Origin of the sequence: Microbacterium sp. AR7-10 (genome assembly GCF_001878835.1) — a bacterium.
GTDB lineage: Bacteria > Actinomycetota > Actinomycetes > Actinomycetales > Microbacteriaceae > Microbacterium > Microbacterium commune.
The window spans coordinates 34,152-58,528 of sequence record NZ_MJIR01000024.1 but is presented as its reverse complement, the minus strand read 5'-3'; the positions used below and the strand labels follow the sequence as shown (position 1 = coordinate 58,528).

Annotated in this window: 22 protein-coding genes; 10 read left to right on the top strand and 12 right to left on the bottom strand. The window is 70.6% G+C overall.

What is annotated here, in order from left to right; all coding sequences use genetic code 11:
* Window positions 1–47: 47 nt before the first annotated feature.
* A complete protein-coding gene (murI, locus tag BFN01_RS01335; protein ID WP_071640720.1) occupies window positions 48–917 on the bottom strand; it encodes a glutamate racemase in 870 nt (289 codons plus the stop codon).
* A gap of 94 nt (window positions 918–1,011) precedes the next feature.
* Window positions 1,012–2,472: a glycoside hydrolase family 3 protein gene (locus BFN01_RS01330; protein ID WP_071640718.1), complete on the bottom strand. Its 1,461-nt coding sequence runs from the start codon at window positions 2,470–2,472 to the stop codon at window positions 1,012–1,014.
* 80 nt (window positions 2,473–2,552) lie between these two features.
* Here BFN01_RS01330 and BFN01_RS01325 point away from each other — a divergent pair, with 80 nt between their 5' ends.
* A complete protein-coding gene (locus tag BFN01_RS01325; RefSeq protein ID WP_071640716.1) occupies window positions 2,553–3,872 on the top strand; it encodes a nicotinate phosphoribosyltransferase in 1,320 nt (439 codons plus the stop codon).
* A gap of 12 nt (window positions 3,873–3,884) precedes the next feature.
* Here BFN01_RS01325 and BFN01_RS01320 read toward each other — a convergent pair whose 3' ends face one another.
* The 3 genes from BFN01_RS01320 to BFN01_RS15310 are packed head-to-tail and all read right to left on the bottom strand — an operon-like array spanning window position 3,885 to window position 7,795.
* Window positions 3,885–4,151 carry a DUF3039 domain-containing protein gene (locus BFN01_RS01320; protein ID WP_071640714.1) on the bottom strand — a complete coding sequence of 89 codons (267 nt, stop codon included), beginning with the start codon at window positions 4,149–4,151 and terminating at the stop codon, window positions 3,885–3,887.
* Between the two features lie 33 nt (window positions 4,152–4,184).
* Window positions 4,185–5,750 (bottom strand): hypothetical protein, encoded by a 1,566-nt coding sequence (locus BFN01_RS01315; RefSeq protein WP_071640712.1) that lies wholly within the window; start codon window positions 5,748–5,750, stop codon window positions 4,185–4,187.
* Window positions 5,726–7,795 carry an ABC transporter ATP-binding protein gene (locus tag BFN01_RS15310; protein ID WP_256220992.1) on the bottom strand — a complete coding sequence of 690 codons (2,070 nt, stop codon included), beginning with the start codon at window positions 7,793–7,795 and terminating at the stop codon, window positions 5,726–5,728. Before BFN01_RS15310 ends, BFN01_RS01315 begins: the two co-directional genes overlap by 25 nt.
* A 233-nt stretch (window positions 7,796–8,028) precedes the next feature.
* On the opposite strand from BFN01_RS15310, the gene BFN01_RS01300 reads away from it, so the two are divergent.
* The 3 genes from BFN01_RS01300 to BFN01_RS01290 all read left to right on the top strand — a co-directional run bounded on the left by BFN01_RS01300 (window position 8,029) and on the right by BFN01_RS01290 (window position 10,071).
* Window positions 8,029–8,721, top strand: a complete 693-nt coding sequence (locus tag BFN01_RS01300; protein WP_071640708.1) for an NTP transferase domain-containing protein — start codon at window positions 8,029–8,031, stop codon at window positions 8,719–8,721.
* An 85-nt stretch (window positions 8,722–8,806) separates the two neighbouring features.
* A complete protein-coding gene (locus tag BFN01_RS01295; protein ID WP_071640706.1) occupies window positions 8,807–9,688 on the top strand; it encodes a hypothetical protein in 882 nt (293 codons plus the stop codon).
* Between the two features lie 77 nt (window positions 9,689–9,765).
* Window positions 9,766–10,071: a hypothetical protein gene (locus BFN01_RS01290; RefSeq protein WP_071640704.1), complete on the top strand. Its 306-nt coding sequence runs from the start codon at window positions 9,766–9,768 to the stop codon at window positions 10,069–10,071.
* A 9-nt stretch (window positions 10,072–10,080) separates the two neighbouring features.
* On the opposite strand, the gene BFN01_RS01285 is transcribed toward BFN01_RS01290, so the two are convergent.
* Together BFN01_RS01285 and BFN01_RS01280 are read right to left on the bottom strand one after the other, a co-directional pair.
* Window positions 10,081–10,386 carry a helix-turn-helix domain-containing protein gene (locus BFN01_RS01285; RefSeq protein ID WP_071640702.1) on the bottom strand — a complete coding sequence of 102 codons (306 nt, stop codon included), beginning with the start codon at window positions 10,384–10,386 and terminating at the stop codon, window positions 10,081–10,083.
* 143 nt (window positions 10,387–10,529) lie between these two features.
* Complete coding sequence (locus BFN01_RS01280) at window positions 10,530–11,492, bottom strand: nucleoside hydrolase (protein ID WP_071640755.1); 963 nt, start codon at window positions 11,490–11,492, stop codon at window positions 10,530–10,532.
* Window positions 11,493–11,578: 86 nt separating this feature from the next.
* Between BFN01_RS01280 and BFN01_RS01275 the strand changes: the two genes are divergently transcribed.
* Complete coding sequence (locus BFN01_RS01275) at window positions 11,579–13,177, top strand: acyl-CoA carboxylase subunit beta (protein ID WP_071640700.1); 1,599 nt, start codon at window positions 11,579–11,581, stop codon at window positions 13,175–13,177.
* Window positions 13,174–13,392, top strand: a complete 219-nt coding sequence (locus BFN01_RS01270; protein WP_371260969.1) for an acyl-CoA carboxylase subunit epsilon — start codon at window positions 13,174–13,176, stop codon at window positions 13,390–13,392. Before BFN01_RS01275 ends, BFN01_RS01270 begins: the two co-directional genes overlap by 4 nt.
* A 244-nt stretch (window positions 13,393–13,636) precedes the next feature.
* Here BFN01_RS01270 and BFN01_RS01265 read toward each other — a convergent pair whose 3' ends face one another.
* From BFN01_RS01265 to BFN01_RS01250, 4 genes are read right to left on the bottom strand one after another with little or no spacing between them, the layout of a single operon-like run.
* On the bottom strand, window positions 13,637–14,614 hold the full coding sequence (locus BFN01_RS01265; protein ID WP_225211410.1) for a hypothetical protein: 978 nt from the start codon (window positions 14,612–14,614) through the stop codon (window positions 13,637–13,639).
* 17 nt (window positions 14,615–14,631) lie between these two features.
* The gene (locus tag BFN01_RS01260; RefSeq protein ID WP_083428570.1) at window positions 14,632–15,879 is read right to left on the bottom strand and encodes a sensor histidine kinase; all 1,248 of its coding nucleotides are present in this window, start codon (window positions 15,877–15,879) and stop codon (window positions 14,632–14,634) included.
* Window positions 15,869–16,531 (bottom strand): response regulator transcription factor, encoded by a 663-nt coding sequence (locus BFN01_RS01255; protein ID WP_071640696.1) that lies wholly within the window; start codon window positions 16,529–16,531, stop codon window positions 15,869–15,871. Before BFN01_RS01255 ends, BFN01_RS01260 begins: the two co-directional genes overlap by 11 nt.
* A 46-nt stretch (window positions 16,532–16,577) precedes the next feature.
* On the bottom strand, window positions 16,578–17,777 hold the full coding sequence (locus tag BFN01_RS01250) for a class I SAM-dependent RNA methyltransferase (RefSeq protein ID WP_071640694.1): 1,200 nt from the start codon (window positions 17,775–17,777) through the stop codon (window positions 16,578–16,580).
* 50 nt (window positions 17,778–17,827) lie between these two features.
* Here BFN01_RS01250 and BFN01_RS01245 point away from each other — a divergent pair, with 50 nt between their 5' ends.
* Together BFN01_RS01245 and BFN01_RS01240 are read left to right on the top strand one after the other, a co-directional pair.
* On the top strand, window positions 17,828–18,475 hold the full coding sequence (locus tag BFN01_RS01245) for a nucleoside triphosphate pyrophosphatase (RefSeq protein WP_071640692.1): 648 nt from the start codon (window positions 17,828–17,830) through the stop codon (window positions 18,473–18,475).
* 67 nt (window positions 18,476–18,542) lie between these two features.
* Window positions 18,543–20,312 carry a biotin carboxylase N-terminal domain-containing protein gene (locus tag BFN01_RS01240; protein WP_071640690.1) on the top strand — a complete coding sequence of 590 codons (1,770 nt, stop codon included), beginning with the start codon at window positions 18,543–18,545 and terminating at the stop codon, window positions 20,310–20,312.
* A gap of 69 nt (window positions 20,313–20,381) precedes the next feature.
* Here BFN01_RS01240 and BFN01_RS01235 read toward each other — a convergent pair whose 3' ends face one another.
* Complete coding sequence (locus tag BFN01_RS01235) at window positions 20,382–21,830, bottom strand: NAD(P)H-quinone dehydrogenase (protein WP_071640688.1); 1,449 nt, start codon at window positions 21,828–21,830, stop codon at window positions 20,382–20,384.
* A 48-nt stretch (window positions 21,831–21,878) separates the two neighbouring features.
* Between BFN01_RS01235 and BFN01_RS01230 the strand changes: the two genes are divergently transcribed.
* Together BFN01_RS01230 and BFN01_RS01225 are read left to right on the top strand one after the other, a co-directional pair.
* Window positions 21,879–22,712 carry a purine-nucleoside phosphorylase gene (locus BFN01_RS01230; protein WP_071640686.1) on the top strand — a complete coding sequence of 278 codons (834 nt, stop codon included), beginning with the start codon at window positions 21,879–21,881 and terminating at the stop codon, window positions 22,710–22,712.
* Window positions 22,709–24,373, top strand: a complete 1,665-nt coding sequence (locus tag BFN01_RS01225; protein WP_071640685.1) for a phospho-sugar mutase — start codon at window positions 22,709–22,711, stop codon at window positions 24,371–24,373. Before BFN01_RS01230 ends, BFN01_RS01225 begins: the two co-directional genes overlap by 4 nt.
* Window positions 24,374–24,377 lie beyond the last annotated feature (4 nt).

Sequence of the window (24,377 nt, the reverse complement as noted above, 5' to 3'; positions counted from 1 at the left end):
GTTCAGGAAGGAGCGGTTCAGGGCGGAGCGGGTCGAAGGCGGGGGTGTCAGGACTGGACGGTGCCGTCACGGCCGACCTCGTCGGCTTCAGCCGCGAGCAGGTACGGCAGATCGATCACGCCGGTCTGCACGAGCTGCACGTCGCGCACCTCGTGGCCCATCAGCCGGTTCGCGAGGGCGGTGAAGTCCTCCGCCGAATCGCCGGTCGCCTCGTAGACGTAGCTGGCGACGGCGCCCGGGGATGCGAGCTGGTCGTGCTTCACGAGCTGGCGGTAGACGTCGGCGGCGGTCTCGTCGTCGCTCGAGACGAGCGAGACGCCCTCGCCCATCACGTAGCTGATCGCGCCGCGCAGAAACGGGTAGTGCGTGCATCCGAGCACGAGGGTGTCGACCCTGGCATCCCGCAACGGGGCGAGGTACTCCTCGGCCACGGCCAGCACCTCGGGCGAGCCGGTGATGCCGGCCTCGACGAACTCGACGAAGCGAGGGCACGCGGCGGTGAACACCTCCAGGCGCTCGTTCACCTCTAGCATGTCCTGGTACACCCGCGAACCGATCGTGCCGACCGTTCCGATCACGCCGACGCGGCCATTGCGCGTGGTCGAGACGGCGCGCCGCACGGCAGGGCCGATCACCTCGACGACCGGCACGTCGTACCGCTCGCGGGCGTCGCGCAGCACCGCCGCGGATGCCGTGTTGCATGCGATCACGAGCATCTTCACGCCCTGGTCCACGAGCGCGTCGAGCACCTCGATGCTGTACCGCCTGACGTCGGCGATCGGCTTCGGCCCGTAGGGCGAGTGCGCCGTGTCGCCGATGTACACCAGAGACTCCTGCGGAAGCTGCGCGCGGATGGCCCTCGCCACCGTGAGTCCGCCGACACCGGAGTCGAAGATCCCGATCGGTGCGTCGTCCATGGTGTTCAAGCCTAGTCGGCGGCATGCTGCTCTCGGGTGCGGACGCCCCCGGTGCCGCTCTTCGAGTACGGCCCGCGGCTGCTGTTCGACGGCGTCAGCGCCCCCGCAGGGCGCGCCGGGCGGCGCGGGCGGCGAGCGCGCTGGCGGCAGGCGACGAGACGACGACGCCGTCGGATTCCGCGAACAGCCCCACGTTCACCGCGACGACGCCGGGCGCGGCAGCGCGGAGCGCATCCAGCACGGCCCGCTGCGCGCACCCGACGTCCAGACAGTCGACGAGCACGACGCTCTGCCGCGCGATCACTCGACGGGCAGCATCGGCGAGCTGACTCCTCGTGGCCGACGATGCGTCGAAGCGCACGATCTCGCCGCCGACGGCGAGAACCCGTGCGACGTGACCCGCCGCGCTGTCCACCGCCAGGCTCGACGGGGTGCGCAGGTCGATGACCGTGGTCGGCTCGTCGGTGAAAGCCGGCAGCTCGCCCTGCACGCGCACCGCACGATCGGCGATGCTGTCCGCGTCGAAGACCGCCTCCGGGGGCTCGGGGCGCCGCCTGACGGCATCCGCCATCGACGCGACGCGCCGGGCCGCCTCCTCCACCCGCTCGCGGGCGAGCTCGCCGTTGCGGATCGCCGCGATGATCGCGTCGCGTGCCGAGCGGTAGTCCCGCTCGTCTTGATCGGGCAGCATCGCCGCTCCGGGGTTCGTGGGGTTGCCGATGCACAGCAGGTCGACGCCCGCGGCGAGAGCCTGCACCGCTCCCCCGCCGATCCCCGCCCGCTCCCGGATCGCGGCCATGTCGAGGGCGTCGCTCACGATCACCCCGTCGAAGCCGTCGGCGCGCAGCCGCCCGAGCACGGTCGGGCTGAGGGTGGCGGGAGCGTCTCCCCAGAGGGGAGAGCCGATGTGCGCGGTCATGATCGAGCGCACCCCCGCCTGCACCGCGGCGGCGAACGGCGGAAGATGCTGCTCGTCGATCTCGCGCTGCGTGAGGGTGAGGACGGGCAGATCGTGGTGGGAGTCGGTGCGCGTGTCGCCGTGCCCGGGGTAGTGCTTGGCGCACGCCGCGAGCCCCGCTCGCTGGATGCCCCGCACCGCGGCGGCGGCGTGTCGGGAGACGAGGTCGGCGCTGTCGCCGAAGGAGCGCACCCCGATCACGGGGTTGCGCGGGTCGCTGTTCACATCCGCCACCGGGCCGAGCACGACGTCGGCGCCGACGGCGTCGACGCGTCGCGCGATCTCGTAGCCGGTCGCCTCCGTGGCCGTGACGTCGTCCACGACGCCCAGCTGCGCCGCCCCCGGGACGGTGGATCCGCCCTGCGTCTCGAGCCGCGTGACGCTGCCGCCCTCCTCGTCGATGCCGATCAGCGCACGCGGCGATCGATCGTGGATGCTCGCGCTCAGCGCGGCCGTGTCACCGACGAGATTCTGCGCGAAGTAGACCACGCCCGCGAGCCCCTCATCGAGCGCGATGCCGAGCCACGTCGGCACCTCGGAACCGAGGAATCCGGGCCACAGGACTCCGTTCACGAGTCGGGTCAGCTCGTCTGACATGCGCAGGCTCCGTCGCGGGTCGTGGGGGCGGGCGTCCGCTGACCAGTATCCCCGACCCGGCGGCTGGATACACTGGCCCGATGAGCTCCGCGTTCCTCACCGACCGCTATGAACTGACCATGCTGGCCGCGTCGCTGCGGGACGGCACCGCGTCGCGACCGAGCGTGTTCGAGCTGTTCTCGCGGCGCCTCTCCGGCGGCCGTCGCTTCGGGGTCGTCGCCGGCACCGGGCGCCTGCTGACGCTGCTGCGCGATTTCCGCTTCGGCGAGGACGAGCTGCGGTATCTGCGCGACAACGACGTGGTGGATGCCGAGGCCGTCACCTACCTCGAGAACTACCGATTCACGGGAACCATCCGCGGCTACCGCGAGGGCGAGCTGTACTTCCCCGGTTCCCCGATCCTCACCGTCGAGGGCACGTTCGCCGACGCCGTCGTGCTCGAGACACTCGCGTTGAGCGTGCTGAACCACGACTCCGCGGTCGCGACGGCGGCGTCGCGGATGAGCATCGCCGCCGGCGAGCGCCCGCTCGCGGAGATGGGCTCGCGTCGCGCAGCAGAGCAGTCCGCGGTCGCAGCCGCCCGCGCCGCGTACATCGCGGGATTCGCGTCGACGAGCAACCTCGAGGCCGGGCGGCAGTGGGGTATCCCTACGATGGGCACCGCGGCGCACTCGTGGACTCTGCTGCACGACTCCGAGGAGGATGCGTTCCGCTCTCAGATCGAGAGCCTCGGCACCGGCACCACGCTGCTCGTCGACACCTACGACATCCGCAAGGGCGTGGAGACGGCCATTCGTGTCGCCGGCACGGGGCTCGGCGGGGTGCGGCTCGACTCGGGCGATCTGCCGCTGGTCGCGGCGGCCGTCCGCCAGCAGCTCGATGAGCTCGGGGCGACCGAGACGAAGATCACGGTGACGAGCGACCTCGACGAGTACGCGATCGCCGCCCTGGCGGCCTCCCCCGTCGACTTCTACGGGGTCGGCACCTCCGTGGTCACCGGTTCCGGCTACCCGACCGCGAGCATGGTCTACAAGCTCGTCGCCCGACAGGACTCCTCCGGTGGCTGGGTCGCCGTGGCCAAGGCATCCACCGACAAGGGGTCGAAGGGCGGACGCAAGGCGGCGTTCCGCACCCTCGACGCGGGCGTCGCTGTCGCCGAGACCGTGTCGGTCGCCGACGGCTTCGAGCAGGTCGACACGGCTGCCGAGCACCCTGACGCCCGCGCACTGCAGGTCGTTCTCGTCGACGGCGGCGAGATCGATGCGGCGCACGAGGGCGCCACCGGGACCGCGTCGGCGCGAGAGCATCACCTGCGGGTGCGGGAGGAGCTGCCCGTGCGGGCGCTGGCCCTCAGCAAATCGGACCCGGCGATCCCGACTCTGTTCGTGGATGCGGACTGACGCGACGACGCGTCAGGACACCATGCTCTCGTAGATCTCTTTGCAGGTCGGGCAGATCGGGAACTTCTCCGGGTCGCGGCCCGGAGTCCACTTCTTGCCGCAGAGCGCGCGCACCGGCTTGCCGGTGATCGCCGACTCGAGGATCTTGTCCTTCTTGACGTAGTGCGAGAAGCGCTCGTGGTCCCCCGGCTCGAGATGCTCTTCCTGCAGCAGCTCTTCGAGTTCGCGATCGAGCGTTGCCACGCCACCCTGATCGGGGCTGTCCAGCGGAGTACTCATGCCGAGATTCTATCCGCGTCTGGGACGCCGAGGTCAGGTCCTCTCGACGAACTCCATCAGCCTCTCCCCGCTGCGCTCGAAGATCACGGCGCCCACCGCGGCACCGCCGAAGAGCACGACGACTCCGCTGATCACCCCGACCCAGAACGTCGTCGGCGCGTGCTGGTCGCCCTCCACGAGCGTCAGGCCGAACAGCCAGATCGTGGGCGTGCTCGCGAGCAGGGCGCCCACGAAGGTCAGCGCGGCGCCGTACGAGCCGTGTGCAGACGAGCGCTGCGGCTGCTGGAACGGACTGTCCCCCGGCCGCGAGACGGCGTACGGCGCGACGACCGATGCGATGCTCGACATGCCCAGCGCGGTGAGCAGAAGCGCCGCCGTCACGCCGATCAGAGGCAGCAGGAGATGCCAGTCCGAGATGACCGCGAGGGTGACGGAGATGGCGATCGCGAGCACGGGGAGAGCGACGAGCAGCACGGGCACGAGTCGGCCGAGCCGATCGGGCAGTCCGCGCACGCCGCTGGCGATGTGCATCCACAGTGCCGTGGAATCGTAGGCGGCGTCGTTGTGCGGCAGCCACCCGAAGAACAGCGCCATGAGCGGAACCGGAACGAGGGCGGCGAGCCACAGCGGCACTCCGGCCACGAGCAGAGGGAACACCGTCAGCACGCCGGCGATCGGCACGACGAGCAGGTTCACGATGTATCGCCGGTCCCGCAGCCAGTACACGAGGCTGCGCGCGGCGATGGCGCCGAACGCGTTGGCCGGCAGCAATCCGAACCATCCCAGTCCCGACCGCTCGCGCGTCGCATAGGGGCGCTCGGATGCGGTGAGAAGCCGCCTGACCAGCAGATGCCACAGCAGCAGCATCCCGCCGATCGTCGCGACCGCGATCAGACCGCTCGCCCACGCCGCGCCCGTCTCGCCCGCGGCGAGATGGAAGAGGAACGCCTGCGGGGCTGCGAGCGGCGAGAAGCCGACGATGGCCGTCGCCGTCTGCACGGCCGGGGGCACCTGGCCGTCCCAGCGCAGCGACGCGAAGTACGCCGCGACGGGGAACGCGATGACGATCACCGGCAACGCGAACAGGATGGTCAGCTCGCGCGAGCGGCGCTCGGGCAGCAGGATCGCGCTGATAGCCATCCCTACGCGGGCGGCGAGCGCGATCGACAGCACGCCGATGGCGCCGAACAGCACAGCCGCCGCCCAGGCGACTCCGGCGTTGACGACGACGATCACGACGCACGCGGTCACGGCGATCAGGGCGAGGCTGGGTACGCTGATCAGCGAGGCCAGCGCGAGCATCCAGCCCAGTCGCCGCTCATCCAGGCCGAACGGCCAGAAACGTCGTGGATCGAGCTGATCCGGCGTGCCGGTGAGCATGGGGCCGACGAAGAACGCCAGCATCAGCGCCGCCGCGCCGAGCGCGATGACGGTGCGAGCGGTCGCCAGTGGTGCGTCGCCGAGACCGAGGACGGCTAGGCAGACGACGACGGTCGCGGCGATGGATGCCGCGAGCGCGACCGCGGCGCGAACCGCACGCTCCCCGCGCAGCGCACCGACGAGCAGCGCGACCCTCAGGCGGAGAACGTGTGCAACCACTCGAGTCCCTCCACTTCGCCGCCGGTGCCCGAGAGCTCGATGAATCGCTGGGTCAGCGTCTGACCCGCGCGGACCTCGTCGATCGTCCCCTCGGCGAGCACCTCTCCGCCCACGATCACGGCCACGCGCGAGCACACCCGCTCGACGAGATCCATTCCGTGGCTGGAGAGGATGACCGTTCCGCCGTGTGCGACGTACGACCGCAGGATGTCGAGGATCACACCCGACGAGACCGGATCGACGGCCTCGAACGGCTCGTCGAGCACGAGGACGCGCGGCGAGTGGATCAGTGCTCCGGCCAGCATCACCTTCTTGGTCATTCCGGCCGAGTAGTCCGAGACGACGCGGCTCAGCGCCTCGCTGAGATCGAACGCGCGGGCGAGGTCGGCGGTGCGCTTCTCGATGACGGCGCGGTCGAGCCCGCGCAGCTGTCCGTAGTAGTACAGCAGCTGGCGTCCGGTGAGCCGGTCGAAGGTGCGCAGCCGGTCGGGCAGCACGCCCATGACCCGCTTGGCGTCGAGGGGCTTCTCACGCTGATCGATTCCGCTGATGTGCACGGTGCCCGCGTCCGGTCGCAGCAGGCCCGCGATGATCGACAGCGTGGTGGTCTTGCCTGCGCCGTTCGGGCCGACGAGGCCGTAGAACGATCCGGCCGGAACGGTCAGGTCGACATCGTCGACCGCGACGGAGTCGCCGAAGCGCTTCACCAGACCGCGGATGCGGATGGCCTCGCCTGCCGGCGCGTCTCCGTCCGGGTCGGCGACGACCAGATCAGCCACGGCCGGGTCGGCGACGACCAGATCAGCCACGGCCGGGTCAGCCACGGCCGAATCGGCGACGGCCGGGTCCGCGACGGCGCTCGAGATCACCTCGTCTGGTGTTGCAGATTCGGTCGCGGCGGAATCTGCTGCCGAAGCATCGGGTGCCGGGGTGGTCGGTGCCTGGTCTCCCGGCTCGACGACGACGGCAGAACCTGCCTCTCCACGGCGCGGTGGGCGGGCCTCCGCCAGCTCTGCGCTGTTCGATGCGGCGACCAGCCGACGCACGGGCTCGGCGTCGAGAGCGATGACCGCATCGGACGTGATCTCGGGCACCGGCGGGGCGGAATCGGCGACCGCGCCGTCGGTCCCCGGTGTCGAAGCGGATGCCGTCTTCGCGCGTGCCTTCGTCACCGGGGGCTTCGCTGTCGATGCAGGCGCCGCGCCGGAGGACGACGTCGATGTGGACGCCTTCGTCGGGGATGCCGCGGTGGACGGCGTCGTGGCAGACGTCTTCGCCGCGCTCGTGGTCTTCGCAGCGGTCGACTTCGCAGCGGCCGACTCCGCAGCGGCCGCCTTGGCAGCGGTCGACTTCGCAGCGGCCGACTTCGCCTTCGCAGCCGTGGTCTTCGTCGCCGGGGTCTTCGCAGCCGTCGTCTTCGCCGCGGTCGACTTCGCCGCCGCCGTCTTCGTCGCCGCAGTCTTGGCCGCCGTCGCCTTCGCAGCCGTCGCCTTCGCAGCCGTCGTCTTCGCAGCCGTCGTCTTCGCCGCGGTGGACTTCGCCGCCGTCGTCTTCGCCGCGGTGGTCTTCGCCGCCGTCGCCTTCGCCGCGGTGGTCTTCGCCGGAGCGGCAGCGCTCTCCTCGAGCGCCCCCTCCTGTTCCGCGCCCACGGGATCGGCGGGCGCCGACTTCTTCGCGGCGGCAGCGGCAGCGGTCTGGGCCTTCTTCGCTGTCTCGGCCCGCTTCGCCGCCGCGGTCTTGGTCGCCGTCGTCCGAGCGGCGGTCGTACGACTCGCCGTCTTCGCGGCCGCTCCCGTGGTGGACGCCTTCTTCACAGCCGCCGCACGGCCGGCATCCGCCTCTGCCGCCTTCTTCGCCGCGGCGGACTTCGAGGCCGCCGACGTCGCTGCCGCCTTCTTGACGGCGGCCGTCTTGGCGGCGGCGGCACCCGGGCTGCTGGCGGCCTTGCGGGGCGCGCGCGCGGGCTTCTTCGGCTCGGCCGCAGCGTCGCTCGACCTCGTCGTGTCGTCGATGCGGGCATCTTCGGGATCAAGCGGAGCAGTCACGCGTCTACGGTACCAACCGCCCCTGACAGGACCCCGGCGGCCGAAACCGGGAGACATCGCGAACGCAACCCCCTTGTGGGACTCTGGGAGAAACGTGTGCAATCGATCACGAAAGGACAACGGGACAGCCTTCCCCCGGCGTCTCTCAGCGGCTATCGGTAGCATTGCGGAGGCACGAAGAGGTGTCCCGTCGGTGAACCGACAGTGAACACCGTTCTTTCTTAGGAGATTCCGTGACTCTTCAGACCGTCATCCTCGCAGCCGGAATGGGCTCGCGCCTCGGCCGCGCCCTGCCGAAGCCGCTCACCGAGCTGAGCGACGGCCGCACGATCATGGGCCAGCAGCACGACAACATCCGCGCGGCCTTCGGCAAGAGCGCCCGCATCACGACCGTTGTCGGCTACCGCGCCGAGACGATCATCGAGGCCTTCCCCACCGCGAACTACGTGCACAACGAGCGCTACGACGTGACCAACACGTCCAAGAGCCTGCTGCGCGCGCTGAACGCCACCGGCAAGAGCGGCGTGCTCTGGATGAACGGCGACGTCGTGTTCGATCCGCGCATCCTCGGCCGTGCCATCGAGTTCATCGAGCGCGACCAGTCGTTCGTCACCGTCAACACCTCGAAGGTGAGCGACGAAGAGGTGAAGTACACCGTCACCGCTGAGGGCTACATCAACGAGCTCTCGAAGACGGTCAAGGGCGGCCTCGGCGAGGCGGTCGGCATCAACTACATCTCGTCGCGCGACAAGAAGGCGTTCATGCGTCAGCTGCAGCGCGTCGAGGACCAGGACTACTTCGAGCGCGGTCTCGAGCTCGCCATCGCCGAGGACGGCCTGCTTCTCGAGCCGATGGACGTCTCGGATCTGTACGCGGTCGAGGTCGACTTCGCTGAGGACCTGGAGCGCGCGAACCTCTTCGTGTGACCCACACGCATGCGTGAAGCCCCGCCCCTGTCAAGGGGAGCGGGGCTTCAGGCATTCTTACGGGCGTGGCGCATAGGATCGCCGCATGCGTGAGAAGGTCCATAAGATCCACTCGCTCCCCGAGGACTCCCCCTGGGACAAGCCCGTGCCACCCGTCGGGTCGCACGAGCACCCGCTCAGCGTGCGCAGCCTGGATCGGGTGATGGCCGTGCAGCGTCCGCTGGTCGTGGCGCACATCCGCAGCATCCGCCGGCGCCATCCCGACGCGACCCCAGAGCAGATCGTGCGCGCGCTCGAGGCTCGCTACCTCGCCGCTGTCACGGCCGGCGGGGCGGCGGTCGGCGCGACCGCGGTCGTGCCGGGCATCGGCACGGGCGTCACGCTGGCGCTGTCCGGCGTCGAGACCATCGGCTTCATGGAGTCGACAGCGCTGTTCGCGCAATCGATCGCCGAGGTGCATGGCATCGCGGTCGACAATCCCGAACGTGCGCGCGCGCTGGTCATGATGCTGATGCTCGGCAAGGAGGGCGTCGACCTGGTCTCCCAGCTCGCGCGGCAGGCGACCGGCACCGGCGGAACCCGTTCGTCGTACTGGGGTGAGATGGTGACGAAGTCGCTGCCGCGCGCGGCGATGGGACCGATCGTCGACCGATTGAAGTCCGCGTTCATCCGCCAGTTCGCCAAGCGCGGCGGGGCGTCCATCATCGGCAAGGCGCTGCCGTTCGGCGTCGGTGCGGTGGTGGGCGGCGCCGGGAATCACCTTCTCGGGCGGCGGGTGCTGACGACCTCGCGACGCGCTTTCGGCGCCGCTCCCGCGACGCTCCCGGCGGAACTCGAGCCGTCGCCGGCGGGCGAGAAGATCGAGATCCGGATGCTGAACGGCGCACGGTTCATCGGATCGAAGCTCCGTCGCACTCCGCGAGGGGTCGAGCCGCCCTCCGACATCTCCGCCACAGACGGCGAGTGAGACGAGACTCTCCACAGATCGGGAATCGTCGTCTGCCGCGACGTCGGGGCGTCTGAGCTCATTCCTACCGTGGCGGGATGCTGCACCCCATCGATCCCGCTGAGCCCACACCACCCATCGCGTACGGCGTGCCGTGGGTGATCACCCGTCGCGACCGTGCGCACCCGGTCGTGCTCAACGCCGGCCGCGAGCCGGTCGACTTCGTACGCGTCTTCCGCGACGACGTCGACCACCAGCAGGTCGTCGACCTGTGGGGTCAGGTGCTGCCTGGCGAGACCGTCGAACTGTGCCTGTGCTCCTCCGACCCCGACGAAGCGGTGGTGTCGATCGCCTGGTTCCGGCAGCTGGACGGGCTGGAGTACCTGTGGCGATTCGTCGTGTGACGCCGTCGGTCACCGCTCGTCGCGGCGGGGCAGCTCCCTGCGGAAGTCCGACTCGGAGTACGGCTTGACGTTCTCGGGCAGGTCGGCGGCGGTGAGCCCGTCGACGAAGGTCGCCGGCTCGACCTCGAGCGCAGTCGCCAGCTGGATCAGCACGAACAGCGTCGGGTTTCCGATTCCGCTCTCGATCCGAGCGAGGTGAGAGACATCCATGTCTGCGCGCTCGGCCAGCTTCGCTCTGCTGATCGTATGCTTCGCACGCAGCTCCCGTACCCGCATCCCCACCTTCTCGGATGTCTGCGATCGGGCGGCTCTCATCCCTCCAGCATCCTGGCGCGGCGCATGGCGACCGCATGCATGTGCACGTGGGCTTTTATGCCTGCTCGGGGCACTCGTGCACGAGAGCGTTCAGGACGACGAGAGGACCATCGCCTGAGCCGCCCTGACCTGGCGCGGCAGGCTCACTCTCCCGGCAGCGCCAGCACGGTCCGCACGAGGAGCTCGGCCACGGCATCCGCGTCGATGCCCAGAGCCACCTGCGAGCGCGACCACTCGTCATCGAGACCGTGCAGCCGGTCTTCGCCCGCGAAGGCGCGGCGATCCACGATCGTCTGCCCGCGACTGTAACCGCTCAGCTCGACGCGCACCGGCAGCGGCTCGAACCGCACCAGCTCGGGCGCCACCAGCGCGCACACCGCGCCCGCGTCGCCGATCAGCCCGGTGTACATCAACGACTCGTCCTCGCTCAGCGCCACCCGATGCCCGAGCAGCTGCCCGACGACGCGACCGACGCGATGCGAGCCCGACGCGAGCTCGTCGGCGAGCGCCTGCGGCACCGCCACCCGATTGAACACGTCCAGACCGTACATGACGGTCGGCACCCCGGCATCCAGCACGATCGCGGCAGCCTCGGGGTCGTGCCAGACGTTGAACTCCGCCAGTGCCGTCGCGTTGCCGACGCTCGCCGACCCGCCCATGAACACGATCCGCTCGATCCGCCCCGCCACCTCCGGGTGGGTGCGAAGCAGCAGCGCGAGATTCGTCTGCGGTGCCAGCGCGACGAGTGTGACGGGCGTGGGATGCTGCATGATCAGCCGACGCATCAGCGCGACGGCCGACTCGCCGACGGCATCCCGCCCACTCGCGGGCAGGGCAACGCCACCCAGTCCGTCCGCCCCGTGCACGTGCGAGGCCGCCCGCGCCGGCGCGAGCAGCGGTCGCGGGGCGCCGCCTGCCACCGGCACATCGGAGGCGTCGGCGAGATGCAGCACCCGCAGCGTGTTCTCGACCACCTGCTCGAGCCCGGCGTTGCCGGCGACACAGGTGACGCCGAGCACCTCGATGCCGGGATGGGCTGCGGCGAAGAGCAGGGCGAGGGCGTCGTCGATGCCGGTGTCGACATCCATGATCACGGGGATGGGCATGCTGACGAGCATACGCAGGGAAGGACAAAGGAACTCCGCTCCCGTTGTGTCGAGCATCCAACAGCCGAACCGGCCCCGGCGCTAGTGTGGAATCCGTGACGGACACGCCAGACCTCTCGACCACGGCCGCCAAGATCGCGGACCTCCGCTCGCGCTTCACCGACGCGGTCCTCGAGCCCGAGAAGATCGCCCAGCAGAAGCAGCACGCCAAGGGCAAGATGACCGCCCGCGAGCGCATCGAGCTCCTGGTCGACACCGGCAGCTTCGTCGAGTTCGACGAGTACGTGCGCCACCGCACGACGTCGTTCGGGATGGACCGCAACCGCCCGTACGGCGACTCGGTCGTCACCGGCGTCGCGACGATCCACGGCCGCACCGTCGCGGTGTACTCGCAGGACTTCACCACCTTCGGCGGTTCGCTCGGCGAGGTCGCCGGCGACAAGATCATCAAGATCATGGAGTTCGCCCTGAAGGGCGGGATGCCGATCATCGGCATCCTCGACTCGGGCGGAGCCCGCATCCAGGAGGGCGTGCTCGCGCTCAGCAAGTACGGCGAGATCTTCCGGCACAACACGCGCTCGTCCGGCGTCATCCCGCAGATCTCGATCATCATGGGTCCGGCCGCCGGCGGCGCCGTGTACGGCCCGGCTCTCACCGACTTCGTCATCATGGTCGACAAGACCAGCCAGATGTTCGTCACCGGCCCCGACGTCATCAAGACCGTCACCGGCGAGGACGTGGGCATGGAGGAGCTCGGCGGCGCGCTCACGCACAACACCCGCTCGGGCGTCGCGCACTACCTCGCCGAGGACGAGGACGACGCCCTCGACTACGCGCGCACGCTGCTCAGCTACCTGCCCGACAACAACATGGCCGAGATCCCCGCCTACGACTCGCTCTTCGAGTGGGAGACGACGGATGCCGATCAGGTGCTGAACAGGATCATCCCCGACTCCCCCAACCAGCCCTACGACATCCACACCGTCATCCAGCACGTGGTCGACGCCGGCGAGTTCCTCGAGGTGCAGCCGCTGTTCGCGCCGAACATCGTCATCGGCTTCGGCCGCGTGGAGGGTCGCTCGGTGGGCATCATCGCCAATCAGCCCTCGCAGATGGCCGGCACCCTGAACATCGAGGCCGGCGAGAAGGCCAGCCGCTTCGTGCGCTTCTGCGACGCGTTCTCGATCCCGATCGTCACCCTCGTCGACGTGCCGGGCTACCTGCCCGGCACCGACCAGGAGTGGACCGGTGTGATCCGCCGCGGTGCGAAGCTCATCTACGCGTACGCGGAGGCGACCGTGCCGATGGTCACCGTGATCCTGCGCAAGGCGTACGGCGGCGCGTACATCGTGATGGGATCCAAGCAGCTCGGTGCCGACGTGAATCTCGCGTGGCCGACGGCAGAGATCGCGGTGATGGGCGGCCAGGGCGCCGTGAACATCCTCTACCGCGGCGAGATCCGCAAGGCCGAGGAGGCCGGCGAGGACGTCGCGGCCGTGCGCACGCGCCTCGCCAACGAGTACACCTACAGCGTGACCAGCCCGTTCCTGGCCGCCGAGCGCGGCGAGATCGACGGCATCATCGAACCGTCCAGCACACGCGTCGCGATCGCGAAGTCGCTGCGCGCCCTGCGCGGCAAGCGGGCCGACCTGCCGCCCAAGAAGCACGGGAACATCCCGCTGTGACCGACGACGACCAGACCCCCCGGATGGAGATCGTCCGCGGCAACCCGACCGAGGAGGAGCTCGCCGCCCTCATCGCCGTCGTCGCCGAGGCGTACTCCCACGAGTCCGCCGAGGCGGTCGCCGATGTGCCGAGCGTGTCGGCGTGGCAGCGCACGCAGCGCGGCATCCGCAGCCCGCTGCGGCGTGACATCCCGTGGGGGCGGTTCTCGGGCTGACCCCGCTCTCGGGCCGGCCGTGGTCTCCCGGGCTGCGGCTGTGACGGATGCCGGGCGGTTTGTCCCCCGAAATACCTACAGACAGACCATCTGCGGGCCGAGAAACTGATAGGGACGCTTCGCGTTAGGCGGCTGCTCTGTCCCCAGGGTAGGCAGACGCAGTACCGCCCACCCCGCGGACAGTTTTCGGGTAGCTGTTCCGCATCTGGCGAGGGGCCGGCAGACCTGCCGCCCCTCGCCTCTCTCATTCCGCGACTCGGCGGATCTCGTGCCAGAGGTCGACGGCGTCCTCGCTCTCGCCGTCGGCGCTGCGCCCGACCACGGTCACCGCGTTCGTGTCGTCCCGGCCGGCTCGGATGATGACTCGATCGGAGTGCGCGCTGGCCAGTACGGCCGCGAGCTCATCCCTGATCTGCCCGGCCCGCTCCTCGTCGATGCCCTCCAGCCCGCCTTCGTCGAACACGGAGACGACCGATCCGCGCCGCCGCGCATCCTTGATCATCGACCGGACGGCGTCGTTGATGAGGCTCGCGCCGCGCAGCTCGTCGCGCAGCGTTCCCTCGGCCAGACGCGCTTCCAGGCGCTCCTGCTCGGTGATCTCGCCCCTCGTCGCGACCGTGCGCGAGAGCACAGGCCCGGCGATGACCAGCGCCCGCTGCGTGCGCACCCTGCGCTCCCGCTGGCGCACGAGCTGCGAGGCGTGCCAGGCGGAGACGCCGCGCTGAACGTCCGTGAGGCGCTCGGTGTCGCGGATCGCCCTGTTCCAGAACAGCACGAGCACCTGGGCCACCACCACCCAGGTGATGGATCCGACCAGGCCGAGGGTCAGAGCCCGGTCGAGTCCCATGTACGCCCAGGTGGACAGCGCGAGGATCCCGAGGATCAGCCATCCGAAGAAGAAGCGCCGCCGCACCACGCAGACCACGCCGAGCAGGCCGGTCGCGCCGATGTACCAGGTCGCGAACGGGGCACCGCGCATCGATGCCTCCAGCGACAGGCTCACCAGGGATGGCACACCGGCGGCGGCGACGGTTGCGAGGAGAGTCGCCCCGAGCGGCATGCGCACACTGTGCGACGCGCCGGCGAGCACCGCGACGAGCATCGCAGCGAGGAACAGCAGGATCCCGGCGATCATCAGCAGCGGGTTCGACGGCTGGTCGACCCACCCGATGCCGCGCGCCGCGAAGTAGACGGCGAAGCCGAGCGCGAGAGCGGTCGTCATGCTCCGGACTGTCCGCGTCATGATTCGCGCCACCCCAGCTCGACGGTGGTGCCGGTCGAATCCGTCACGATGTTGGAGGTTCCGGCCACCGCTGCCATCCGGGCGACGATGGATGCGCGGATCCCGAGGCGATCCTCACCGATGGCGGCAAGGTCGAACCCGGGTCCGGTGTCGGAGACGGCGATGGTCAGCTGCCCTTCTTCGGGTGATTCCACGATCACGTGCAGGCCGCGGCCCTTCGCGTGCAGGACCGCATTGTTGATCGCCTGCCGCGCGGCGAGCACCATGGCACGGGCAGCCCGCCCCGGAACCGCCACGGGAACACCGCGCTCTTCGACGACTGCATCGGCGCCCTGCTCCGACAGAGCACGTCTCAGCTCGGCGACGATCCTCGATCGCGCCGCAGGCTCGTCGCTGCCCTCCTGCGCGATGGCGGCCTCGGTGTTGGCCAGGCGGGTGAGAGCCTCTCGCGCCATCGCGACCGCCAGCGAGCGCTCACGTGCGCTCTCGGCGCGCTCCGCGCTGATCAGAGCCGCCAGCACGCTGTCGTGCATCAGGGCCGACATCGCCATGCGCTCCTCCTCGGCGGCCGACGCCGCCGCCGCCTCCGCGTACGTCTCGACAGCCCGCGCTCGGGCGTCGTCGACACCGGCGGCGACCTGTCGGAACATCCACCCCAGCGAGACGATCACCGATCCCAGGATGAGCGTGAACGACACGTCGAAGGCGGTCGTGATCCAGTAGCTCTGCTCGAAGCCGCCCTGCACGAGGCGAACGTATCCGTAGACGAAGGGCAGTCCGATCGCCCAGACGAACTGCAGGCGGGGCGAGAAGGCCAGCAGGGCCGCCACCACGCCGATGTTCACGAGGAAGAAGATCCACGGCTGGTTCTCGGCTTCGTTGAGCCCTCGATCGACCACGACCGGCCAGATCGCCAGAGCCACGGCGTACAGCACCGCGAACGAGCCGCACGCCTGGCTGATCCACCGGCCGGAGAAGCACGCGACGATCATCCACATCAGCGGCCCGAACACCATGACCATGACGGCCACGTGCGGTCCGTCCAGCAGGTCGATCCGGCTCAGGGCACCCAGAAGAGCCTGCGCTCCCAGCGCCGTCGAGCCGATACCGCCCACCGTGGCGAGTATCCGCTCCATCCGCTGCCCGGTGAAGCGCTCGAGACCGACACCCACCTCGCCTGGCGAGGGGAGACTGGTCCACGCCTCGCTGATCGCGTCGATGTCAGCCCTGACCTCACTCGCCACTCGGCGCACCGTCCGATTCGACGATGCCGTCTTCCATGGCACGACGCAGCAGGTCGACCTTCGTGGGCGCGGGGCGCCCCACTTCGACGTACTTCACGCGGATGCGCGTGATGTTCTCCTTCGCGGTCGAGTACGCGACCCCGAGACGCTCGGCGACGGCCTTCAGCGGCAGCCCGGCGGCGTACAGCCGCAGCACCTCGCGCTCCCTGGTCGACAGCTGCGCGTCGGCGAACTCGCGGTCGCCGTCGACGGCGCTGGCCCATTCGACGTTGTTCAGCGCCTCGCCGCGCGCGACCGTGCGGATGGCATCGAGCACGTCGCCCAGCGCCGACGACTTGCTGACCACCCCGGCGGCTCCCGCGGCGAGCGCTTCGCGCACCGAGGCCGGCCGGTCGGCGACACTGTGGATCACGACGCTCGCGCCGTCGGCGACCAGCGTCGCGACGTTCTCGGTCACGGTCGTGCCGTCACCGAGAGTGAGGTCGAGCACCACCACGTCGACGGGCGGCTCGGCGGACGTCGCCCGCCAGGTCAGGTACTCCTTGACGGTTCCGCCGGAGAAGACGACGCGCTCGCCGCCCTCGCGCAGGCATGCGGCCTCCAGGCCGAGGCGCACGGACTCGTGATCGTCGATGAGGGCGACGGTACTCATGTCGTCAGCCTACCGATTGCACGGCGGCGCGCCGTGCTCGAGCACGTCAGCGCTCGAGCAGCGCGACGGCCTCGAAGTGGTGCGAGTGCGGGAAGAGGTCGAAGGCGCGCAGCGACGCGACATCCCAGCCCAGCTCGCGGAACGTGCCGAGATCGCGCGCGAGCGCGACCGGATCGCAGGCGACGTAGACGACGGCCTCGGGGGCGAGGGCGCTGATCGCCTCGACGACCCCGCGCCCCGCCCCGGCGCGCGGCGGATCGAGCACGACGGCGCCGGCACGCGTGTCGTCGGGGATGCCGGTGAGGAAGCGGTCGACCCGCGCGGTGACCGCATGCACGTCGACGTCGGCCAGGTTGGCGGCCGCGTGCTCGGTCGCGCGGCGGTCCGACTCGACGGTGACGATGTCCTGCGCGCCCTGCTCGGCGAGTGTCGCCGCGAACAGTCCGACGCCTCCGTAGAGGTCGAAGTGCGTGGCATCCGGATCCACCCGACCGGCGAGCGCCTGGGCGACGGCGTCGTGCAGCGTCTCAGCGGCGCGCGGGTGCACCTGCCAGAATCCGGACGCATCGAGCTGGAAGCGGCGCCCGCGCACCTGCTCGAACACCACCTCGGCGCGGCCGCGACGAGCGCCCTCGGGCCGCGGCAGCACCCGCACGCGCCCGTCGCCCGCTTCCACCAGATCGACCCGGCCCGGCTTCTGCGAGCGCAGGCCGAAGGCCGCGGTCTCGACGGCGGGGCGCGCGAGGGGCAGTGTGGCGACGTCGATCACGCGATGGCTGCGGGCCGCGTACGGACCGACGCGTCCGTCGGCGTCGACGTGCAGCGAGACGCGGGTGCGCCATCCGGTGCCGTCGCCCTGATCGACCGGCTCCACGACGGGAGCGGCCAGCCCCGCGCCGGCGAACTTGTCGAGGGCCTCCTGCAGCACCTGCCACTTCAGCGCGCGCTGATGCGCGAGGTCGATGTGTCCGAGATCGGCCCCGCCCACTCGGTCCGCGGGGGCGCGGGAGATGTCGGCCTCGGCCCAGACATGGTCGCGGCGGTGCGGCGATGCGTCGAGCACCTCGAGCGTTTCGGCGCGCCAGAACCGCTTGCCGTCCTCCCCCTCGGTCACCTCGGCGCGCACCCGCTCCCCGGGGATGGCGTCGGGCACGAACACGACCCGCCCCTCGTGCCGGGCGATGAAGGTGCCGCCGTGCGCGATACCGGTGATGTCGAGGTCGAGCGTGCGGGCCGAAGAGGTCATCCCTCCAGGATCCCACACACCGCTGAGATCTCACGGGCTAGCGTGGAGGGATGCGCGTGTGCCTGGCATCCACCTCCCCCGCCCGCCTGATGCTGCTGCGGCAGGCGGGCATCGAACCGCTCATCGTGGCGCCCACGGTCGACGAGGACGCCGTCGCCGCCGCCGCGAGCGCGGAACGCGGAGCCCCGCTCGCACCGGACGAGCTGGTGCTTCTGCTCGCCAGGGCGAAGGCCTCCGATGTCGCGGGGCGCATCCACGCCGAGCATCCGCGCTTCGACGGCATCGTGATCGGCGGCGACTCGATGTTCGCCATCGGAGGGCAGGTGCACGGCAAGCCGTACACGCCGGAGGCGGCATACGAGCGCTGGCAGCAGATGCGCGGCGCCACCGGCATCCTGCACTCCGGTCACTCGGTCTTCCGCGTCGGACCCGACCGCGAGCCGGTGGAGGCGACGGCCGCCGCCGAGGCTGCGGTCACCTTCGCCGACGATGTGACGGATGCCGAGCTGGCGGCGTACATCGACAGCGGCGAGCCGCTGCACGTGGCGGGCGCGTTCACGGTCGACAGTCTCGGCGGGCCGTTCATCACGCGGGTCGAGGGCGACCCGTCGACGGTGGTGGGCATGTCGCTGTCGACACTGCGCCGCCTGGCGCGCGAGCTCGACGTCGTCTGGACCGATTTGTGGTCGCAGTCCTAACGGATTGCCGTATTTCTTGTGGAGAGTCGTCAAAAGGATCGGCGTCGACCTCGCTAGGCTGAAGCCCATGCCTGATATCGCCAAGGTGCTCATCGCGAACCGCGGCGAGATCGCCGTACGCATCATCCGCGCCGCCCGGGACTCCGGAATCTCCTCCGTCGCCGTGTACGCCGACCAGGATCGCGACGCCCTGCACGCGCGTCTCGCCGACGAGGCCTACAGCCTCGACGGGGTCACGAGCGCAGCGACCTACCTGCAGATCGACAAGATCCTCTCCGTGGCTCGTCGCGCCGGCGCCGACGCCGTGCACCCGGGATACGGGTTCCTGGCCGAGAACGCCGAGTTCGCGCGCGCCGTCATCGGCGCGGGGATGACGTGGATCGGCCCATCGCCCGAGGCCATCGAGGCGCTCGGCGACAAGGTGACCGCCCGTCACGTCGCAGAGAAGGTCGGCGCACCGCTGGCCCCCGGCACCCCCGGACCGGTCGACGGCGCAGACGACGTCATCGCCTTCGCGAAGGAGCACGGCCTGCCGATCGCCATCAAGGCGGCATACGGCGGCGGCGGGCGCGGTCTCAAGGTCGCGCGCGAGCTCGACGAGGTCGCCGAGCTCTTCGAGTCGGCGACGCGCGAGGCGGTCGCCGCGTTCGGCCGTGGCGAGTGCTTCGTCGAGAAGTACCTCGACAAGCCGCGCCACGTCGAGACGCAGTGCCTTGCGGATGCCGAGGGCAACGTCGTCGTCATCTCGACCCGCGACTGCTCGCTGCAGCGACGTCACCAGAAGCTCGTCGAGGAGGCGCCGGCGCCCTTCCTCACCGACGAGCAGAACGAGCTGCTGTACTCCGCGTCGAAGGCCATCCTCAAGGAGGTCGGCTACGTCGGCGCGGGCACCTGCGAGTTCCTCATCGGCGCTGACGGCACGGTCTCGTTCCTCGAGGTGAACACCCGCCTGCAGGTCGAGCACCCGGTGTCCGAGGAGGTCACCGGAATCGATCTCGTGCGCGAGCAGTTCCGCATCGCCGCCGGCGGCACCATCGACTACGACGACCCGGCGCCGCAGGGCCACTCGATCGAGTTCCGCATCAACGGCGAGGACCCGGGTCGCGGCTTCCTCCCCCAACCCGGCCCGATCAACGTCTTCAAGACGTTCGGCGGTCCCGGCATCCGTCTCGACTCCGGCGTCACGGCAGGCGACGCCGTCTCGGGCGCCTTCGACTCGCTGCTGGCGAAGATCATCGTCACCGGCCGCGACCGCGCCGAGGCCCTCGAGCGCTCCCGTCGGGCGCTCGACGAGTTCGAGGTGGCCGGCATGCCGACCGTGCTCCCGTTCCACCGCAAGGTCGTCCGGGACCCGGCCTTCGTCGCCGCCGACGGCGGGTTCGGCGTGTACACGCGCTGGATCGAGACCGAGTTCGTCAACGACATCCCCGCGTGGGACGGCGAGCTCGACGAGCCCGCCCCCGCGCCCGGCCGTCACACCGTCGTCGTCGAGGTCGCCGGCAAGCGCCTCGAGGTGAGCCTTCCCGACCGCGTCGTCGCCCCCGTCGCGGGAACCGCCGGCCGTCCGGCGGCGGTTCCGCCGTCGCGACGCAGCCACACCGCCACCGCGAACGCCGGGGCGTCGGGCGATGCCGTCAAGTCGCCCATGCAGGCGACCGTCGTCAAGCTCGCCGTCGAAGAGGGCCAGCACGTCGTCAAGGGCGACCTCGTGCTCGTGCTCGAGGCGATGAAGATGGAGCAGCCGCTGCAGGCGCACAAGGACGGCGTCGTCGGCGCCATCGACGCCACCCCCGGTACGACCGTCTCGGCCGGGCATCAGCTGCTGACGATCAGCTGACCCGCACCCGATGCACAGAAGGCGCGTCCCGATCCCGGGGCGCGCCTTCTGCGTCTGCGGTGGTCGGGGTCAGACGACACCGACCGCATGCATGGCACGGGTCGCATCGGTGATGCTGGTGGTCAGCGACGGATAGGCGGCGAACACGCGCGCGACCTGGTCGACGGTGAGGCGACGCTCGATCGCCATCGCGATCGGGTAGATCAGCTCGGATGCCCGTGGCGCGACGATCACACCGCCGACCACCGTCCCCGAGCCGCGCAGCGCGATGATCTTAACGAAGCCGTCCTTGATGCCCAGCATCTTCGCGCGCGGGTTGGCGGCGAGCGGCAGCTTGTGCGCGATGCCGTCGGCCTGCCCGTTCGCGACGTCCTGCTCGGAGTAGCCGACCGTCGCGATCTCGGGTGCGGTGAAGATGTTGGCGGTGATCTTGCGCACCTCGAGCGGGATCACGATGTCACCCAGCGCGTGGAAGACGGCGGTGCGCCCCTGCATGGATGCGACGGATGCCAGCGGGAAGAAGTTCGTGCAGTCGCCCACGGCGTAGACGTTGGGAACCGAGGTGCGCGCCACCCGGTTGACCCGCACGTGACCGGATTCGGTGAGCTCGATGCCCGCCTCCTCGAGGCCGATGCCGGCCGTGTTCGGGATCGATCCGACCGCCATCAGACAGTGGCTGCCCTCGACGGTGCGACCGTCGGACAGGGTGACCCGCACCCCGTCATCGGTGCGCTGCACGCTCTCTGCGCGGGACTTCGAGAGCACCTTCATGCCGCCGCGGGTGAACACCTTCTCGAGCACCTTCGCGGCGTCCTCGTCCTCACCGGGCAGCACCTGGTCGCGGCTCGAGATGAGCGTGACCTTCGCGCCGAGGTTCATGTACGCCGACGCGAACTCCGCGCCGGTCACACCCGAGCCCACGACGATCAGGTGCTCGGGCAGCACCTTCATGTCGTACAGCTGGGTCCAGGTGAGGATGCGCTCGCCGTCGGGCTTCGCCGAGGGCAGCTCGCGGGGCGAGGCGCCGACCGACACGACGACGGTGTCCGCCTCGACACGGTCGAAGTCCGTGCCGTGCGGTCCCGTGGAGACCACGATGGCGTTGGGACCTTCCAGGCGGCCGTGTCCGGAGATGATGCGCACGCCGGCCTCGAGCAGGGTGGAGCGCATGTCCTCCGACTGCTGGCCGGCGAGGGCGAGCAGGCGCTTGTTGACGGCGGCGAGGTTGATGGCGATCTCGGGCTTGAGCGGCCTGTCGTCCGCGCCGCGCGCGTAGAACTGCACGCCGAGGTCGGTGGCCCCGGCGATGGCGACGGCGGCATCGGCGGTGGCGATGAGGCTCTTGGACGGCACCACATCGGTGAGCACGGCCGACCCGCCCACGCCCACGCGCTCGACGAGCGTCACATCCGCTCCCAGCTGCGCTGCGGCGAGCGCCGCCTCGTACCCACCGGGACCGCCGCCGAGGACGGCGACGCTCTGCCTGTTCGCGAAGGAAGTCTGAGACATGAACTCCATTCTTCCGCAATCCTGGCAGCGGCCCCGCCACCTTCCTAGAGTGGAGGCATGCGTGAGAACTCCCTGAACCCCCTGGACGACCCGACGGCCGATCCGTTCGCCGTCGCCGCCGATGCGGCCGCCGACATCGCTCGCCTGACCGGGGTCGACCACCACGACATCGCCCTGACCCTCGGCTCCGGCTGGGGCAAGGCCGCCGAGCTGATCGGCGAGACCGTCGCCACCGTTCCCGCCACCGAGGTGACCGGCTTCTCGAAGCCCGCGCTCGACGGGCATGTCGGCACGCTGCGCAGCATCCGCACCCCCGGCGGCCGGAACGTGCTGGTGATCGGTGCGCGCACGCACTACTACGAGGCCCACGGCGTGCGCCGGGTCGTGCACTCGGTGCGCACCGCAGCCGCGACGGGCGCGAAGACCATGGTGCTCACCAACGGCGCCGGGGGGATCCGCGAGACGTGGCAGCCCGGCCAGCCGGTGCTGATCAGCGACCACATCAACCTCACCGCCGACTCGCCGCTCGAGGGCGCCACCTTCGTCGACCTCACCGACCTGTACTCGACGCGGCTGCGCGACATCGCCCGCACCGTCGACCCCACTCTCGACGAGGGCGTGTACACCCAGTTCCGCGGCCCGCACTACGAGACCCCGGCGGAGGTGCAGATGGCCAAGGCCATCGGCGGTGACATCGTCGGCATGTCGACCGCTCTCGAGGCGATCGCCGCCCGGCAGGCGGGCATGGAGATCCTCGGCTTCTCGCTGATCACGAACCTCGCTGCGGGCATCCAGAAGACCCCGCTCAGCCACGAGGAGGTCATCGAGGCGGGCCGTGAGGCCGAACCGGTGATCTCGGCCCTGCTCGCCCGAGTGATCGAGGCGCTGTGAGCGAGCGGCTGTCCCAGGCGCGCGCCTGGCTGCGACAGGACCCGGATGCCGAGACTCGCGACGAGCTCGCGGGGATCATCACCCGCGCCGCCGGCGGTGACGCCGCGGCTCTCGCCGACCTCGAGGATCGCTTCGGCCGGCGGCTCGCCTTCGGCACGGCCGGCCTGCGCGGTGAGCTGGGCGCCGGCAGCAACCGCATGAACCGCGTGCTGGTGACCCAGGCGGCCGCCGGCTTCGCGGGCTACCTGCTGCAGCGCAGCACGACGCGCCCGACCGTGGTCGTCGGCTACGACGGCCGACGCAACTCCCGCCGGTTCGCGCTCGATTCCGCCGAGATCCTCGCCGGTGCGGGCCTGCGTGCCATCCTGCTGCCACGACTGCTGCCGACGCCGGTGCTCGCGTTCGCCGTGCGCCATCTGCAGGCGGATGCCGGGATCATGGTCACCGCCAGCCACAACCCGCCGAACGACAACGGCTACAAGGTCTACCTCGGCGGCGAGGACGGCGGATCGCAGATCGTCGCTCCGGCGGACGCGCAGATCGCCGCGCACATCCAGCGCGTCGCCGATGCGGGCGACGTGAGCCTGCTGCCCCGCTCGGCCGCGTACGAGATCGCCGGTGACGACGTCGTCGACGCCTACATCGCGGCGACCGCAGCCGTGGCTCCCGCACCGTTCGGCGTGCAGGAGATGCGCTGGGTGTACACGGCCCTGCACGGCGTGGGCTGGGAGACCTTCTCGCGCGTCGTGAAGGCCGCGGGCTACCCGGCCCCGCGCATCGTCGACGCGCAGCGCGACCCCGATCCGACGTTCCGCACCGTCTCGTTCCCCAATCCCGAGGAGCCGGGTGCGATGGACCTCGCGTTCGCTCGAGCGCGTGAGGCGGATGCCGAGTTCATCATCGCGAACGACCCCGACGCCGATCGTCTGGCCGTCGCCATCCCGGATCCGGCAGCCGAGGGCGGCTGGCGCCGCCTGACCGGCAACGAGGTCGGGCTGCTGCTCGGCTGGCGGGCGGCACGCGCCGCGCAGGGCACGGCAGGGGCATCCCTCGCCTGCTCGCTGGTCTCCTCCCCCGGGCTCGGTGCGGTCGCCGAGCGCTACGGACTCGACTTCCACGAGACGCTCACCGGCTTCAAATGGATCTCGCGTGCTCCCGGCATGGTGTTCGGCTTCGAAGAGGCTCTCGGCTACCTGGTGAACCCCGACACCGTGCGCGACAAGGACGGCATCTCCGCCGCGGTCGCCCTGCTCGGCCTCGCCGCCGAGGCGCGGGTGCGCGAGACCACGCTCGCCGGCCTGCTCGACGAGCTCGGTGCCGAGATCGGCCACTTCGCGAGCGGCCAGGTATCGGTGCGCGTCGACGATCTGAGCCTGATCGGCTCGACGATGGCGTCTCTGCGCGCCCAGCCGCCCGCGGCGTTCGGCGCGCGGGCGGTCGCGTCGGCAGAGGATCTGGCCACCGGTGACGCGGGGGTGCCCGCGGGAGACGTGCTGCGCTACCGCCTCGACGACGGGTCGCGTGTCATCGTGCGCCCCAGCGGCACCGAGCCGAAGCTGAAGGTGTACATCGACGCGCGCGGCGAGAGCACGGCCGACGCCGCCCGCGCCGTCGCCGAGCTCGAAGCCGCCGTGCGGGAGCTCCTCGCCGCGCGGCGGTGAGTCG

What these genes read in the sequence shown, in the direction of transcription:
- BFN01_RS01255 (WP_071640696.1), bottom strand. Translation starts at nt 16,531, where the DNA reads ATGAGTACCGTCGCCCTCATCGACGATCACGAGTCCGTGCGCCTCGGC.
- BFN01_RS01290 (WP_071640704.1), top strand. Translation starts at nt 9,766, where the DNA reads ATGCTGCACCCCATCGATCCCGCTGAGCCCACACCACCCATCGCGTAC.
- BFN01_RS01280 (WP_071640755.1), bottom strand. Translation starts at nt 11,492, where the DNA reads ATGCCCATCCCCGTGATCATGGATGTCGACACCGGCATCGACGACGCC.
- BFN01_RS01295 (WP_071640706.1), top strand. Translation starts at nt 8,807, where the DNA reads ATGCGTGAGAAGGTCCATAAGATCCACTCGCTCCCCGAGGACTCCCCC.
- BFN01_RS01265 (WP_225211410.1), bottom strand. Translation starts at nt 14,614, where the DNA reads ATGACGACCGCTCTCGCGCTCGGCTTCGCCGTCTACTTCGCGGCGCGC.
- BFN01_RS01245 (WP_071640692.1), top strand. Translation starts at nt 17,828, where the DNA reads ATGCGCGTGTGCCTGGCATCCACCTCCCCCGCCCGCCTGATGCTGCTG.
- BFN01_RS01250 (WP_071640694.1), bottom strand. Translation starts at nt 17,777, where the DNA reads ATGACCTCTTCGGCCCGCACGCTCGACCTCGACATCACCGGTATCGCG.
- BFN01_RS01240 (WP_071640690.1), top strand. Translation starts at nt 18,543, where the DNA reads ATGCCTGATATCGCCAAGGTGCTCATCGCGAACCGCGGCGAGATCGCC.
- BFN01_RS01230 (WP_071640686.1), top strand. Translation starts at nt 21,879, where the DNA reads ATGCGTGAGAACTCCCTGAACCCCCTGGACGACCCGACGGCCGATCCG.
- BFN01_RS01330 (WP_071640718.1), bottom strand. Translation starts at nt 2,472, where the DNA reads ATGTCAGACGAGCTGACCCGACTCGTGAACGGAGTCCTGTGGCCCGGA.
- BFN01_RS01235 (WP_071640688.1), bottom strand. Translation starts at nt 21,830, where the DNA reads ATGGAGTTCATGTCTCAGACTTCCTTCGCGAACAGGCAGAGCGTCGCC.
- BFN01_RS01285 (WP_071640702.1), bottom strand. Translation starts at nt 10,386, where the DNA reads ATGAGAGCCGCCCGATCGCAGACATCCGAGAAGGTGGGGATGCGGGTA.
- murI (WP_071640720.1), bottom strand. Translation starts at nt 917, where the DNA reads ATGGACGACGCACCGATCGGGATCTTCGACTCCGGTGTCGGCGGACTC.
- BFN01_RS01325 (WP_071640716.1), top strand. Translation starts at nt 2,553, where the DNA reads ATGAGCTCCGCGTTCCTCACCGACCGCTATGAACTGACCATGCTGGCC.
- BFN01_RS01320 (WP_071640714.1), bottom strand. Translation starts at nt 4,151, where the DNA reads ATGAGTACTCCGCTGGACAGCCCCGATCAGGGTGGCGTGGCAACGCTC.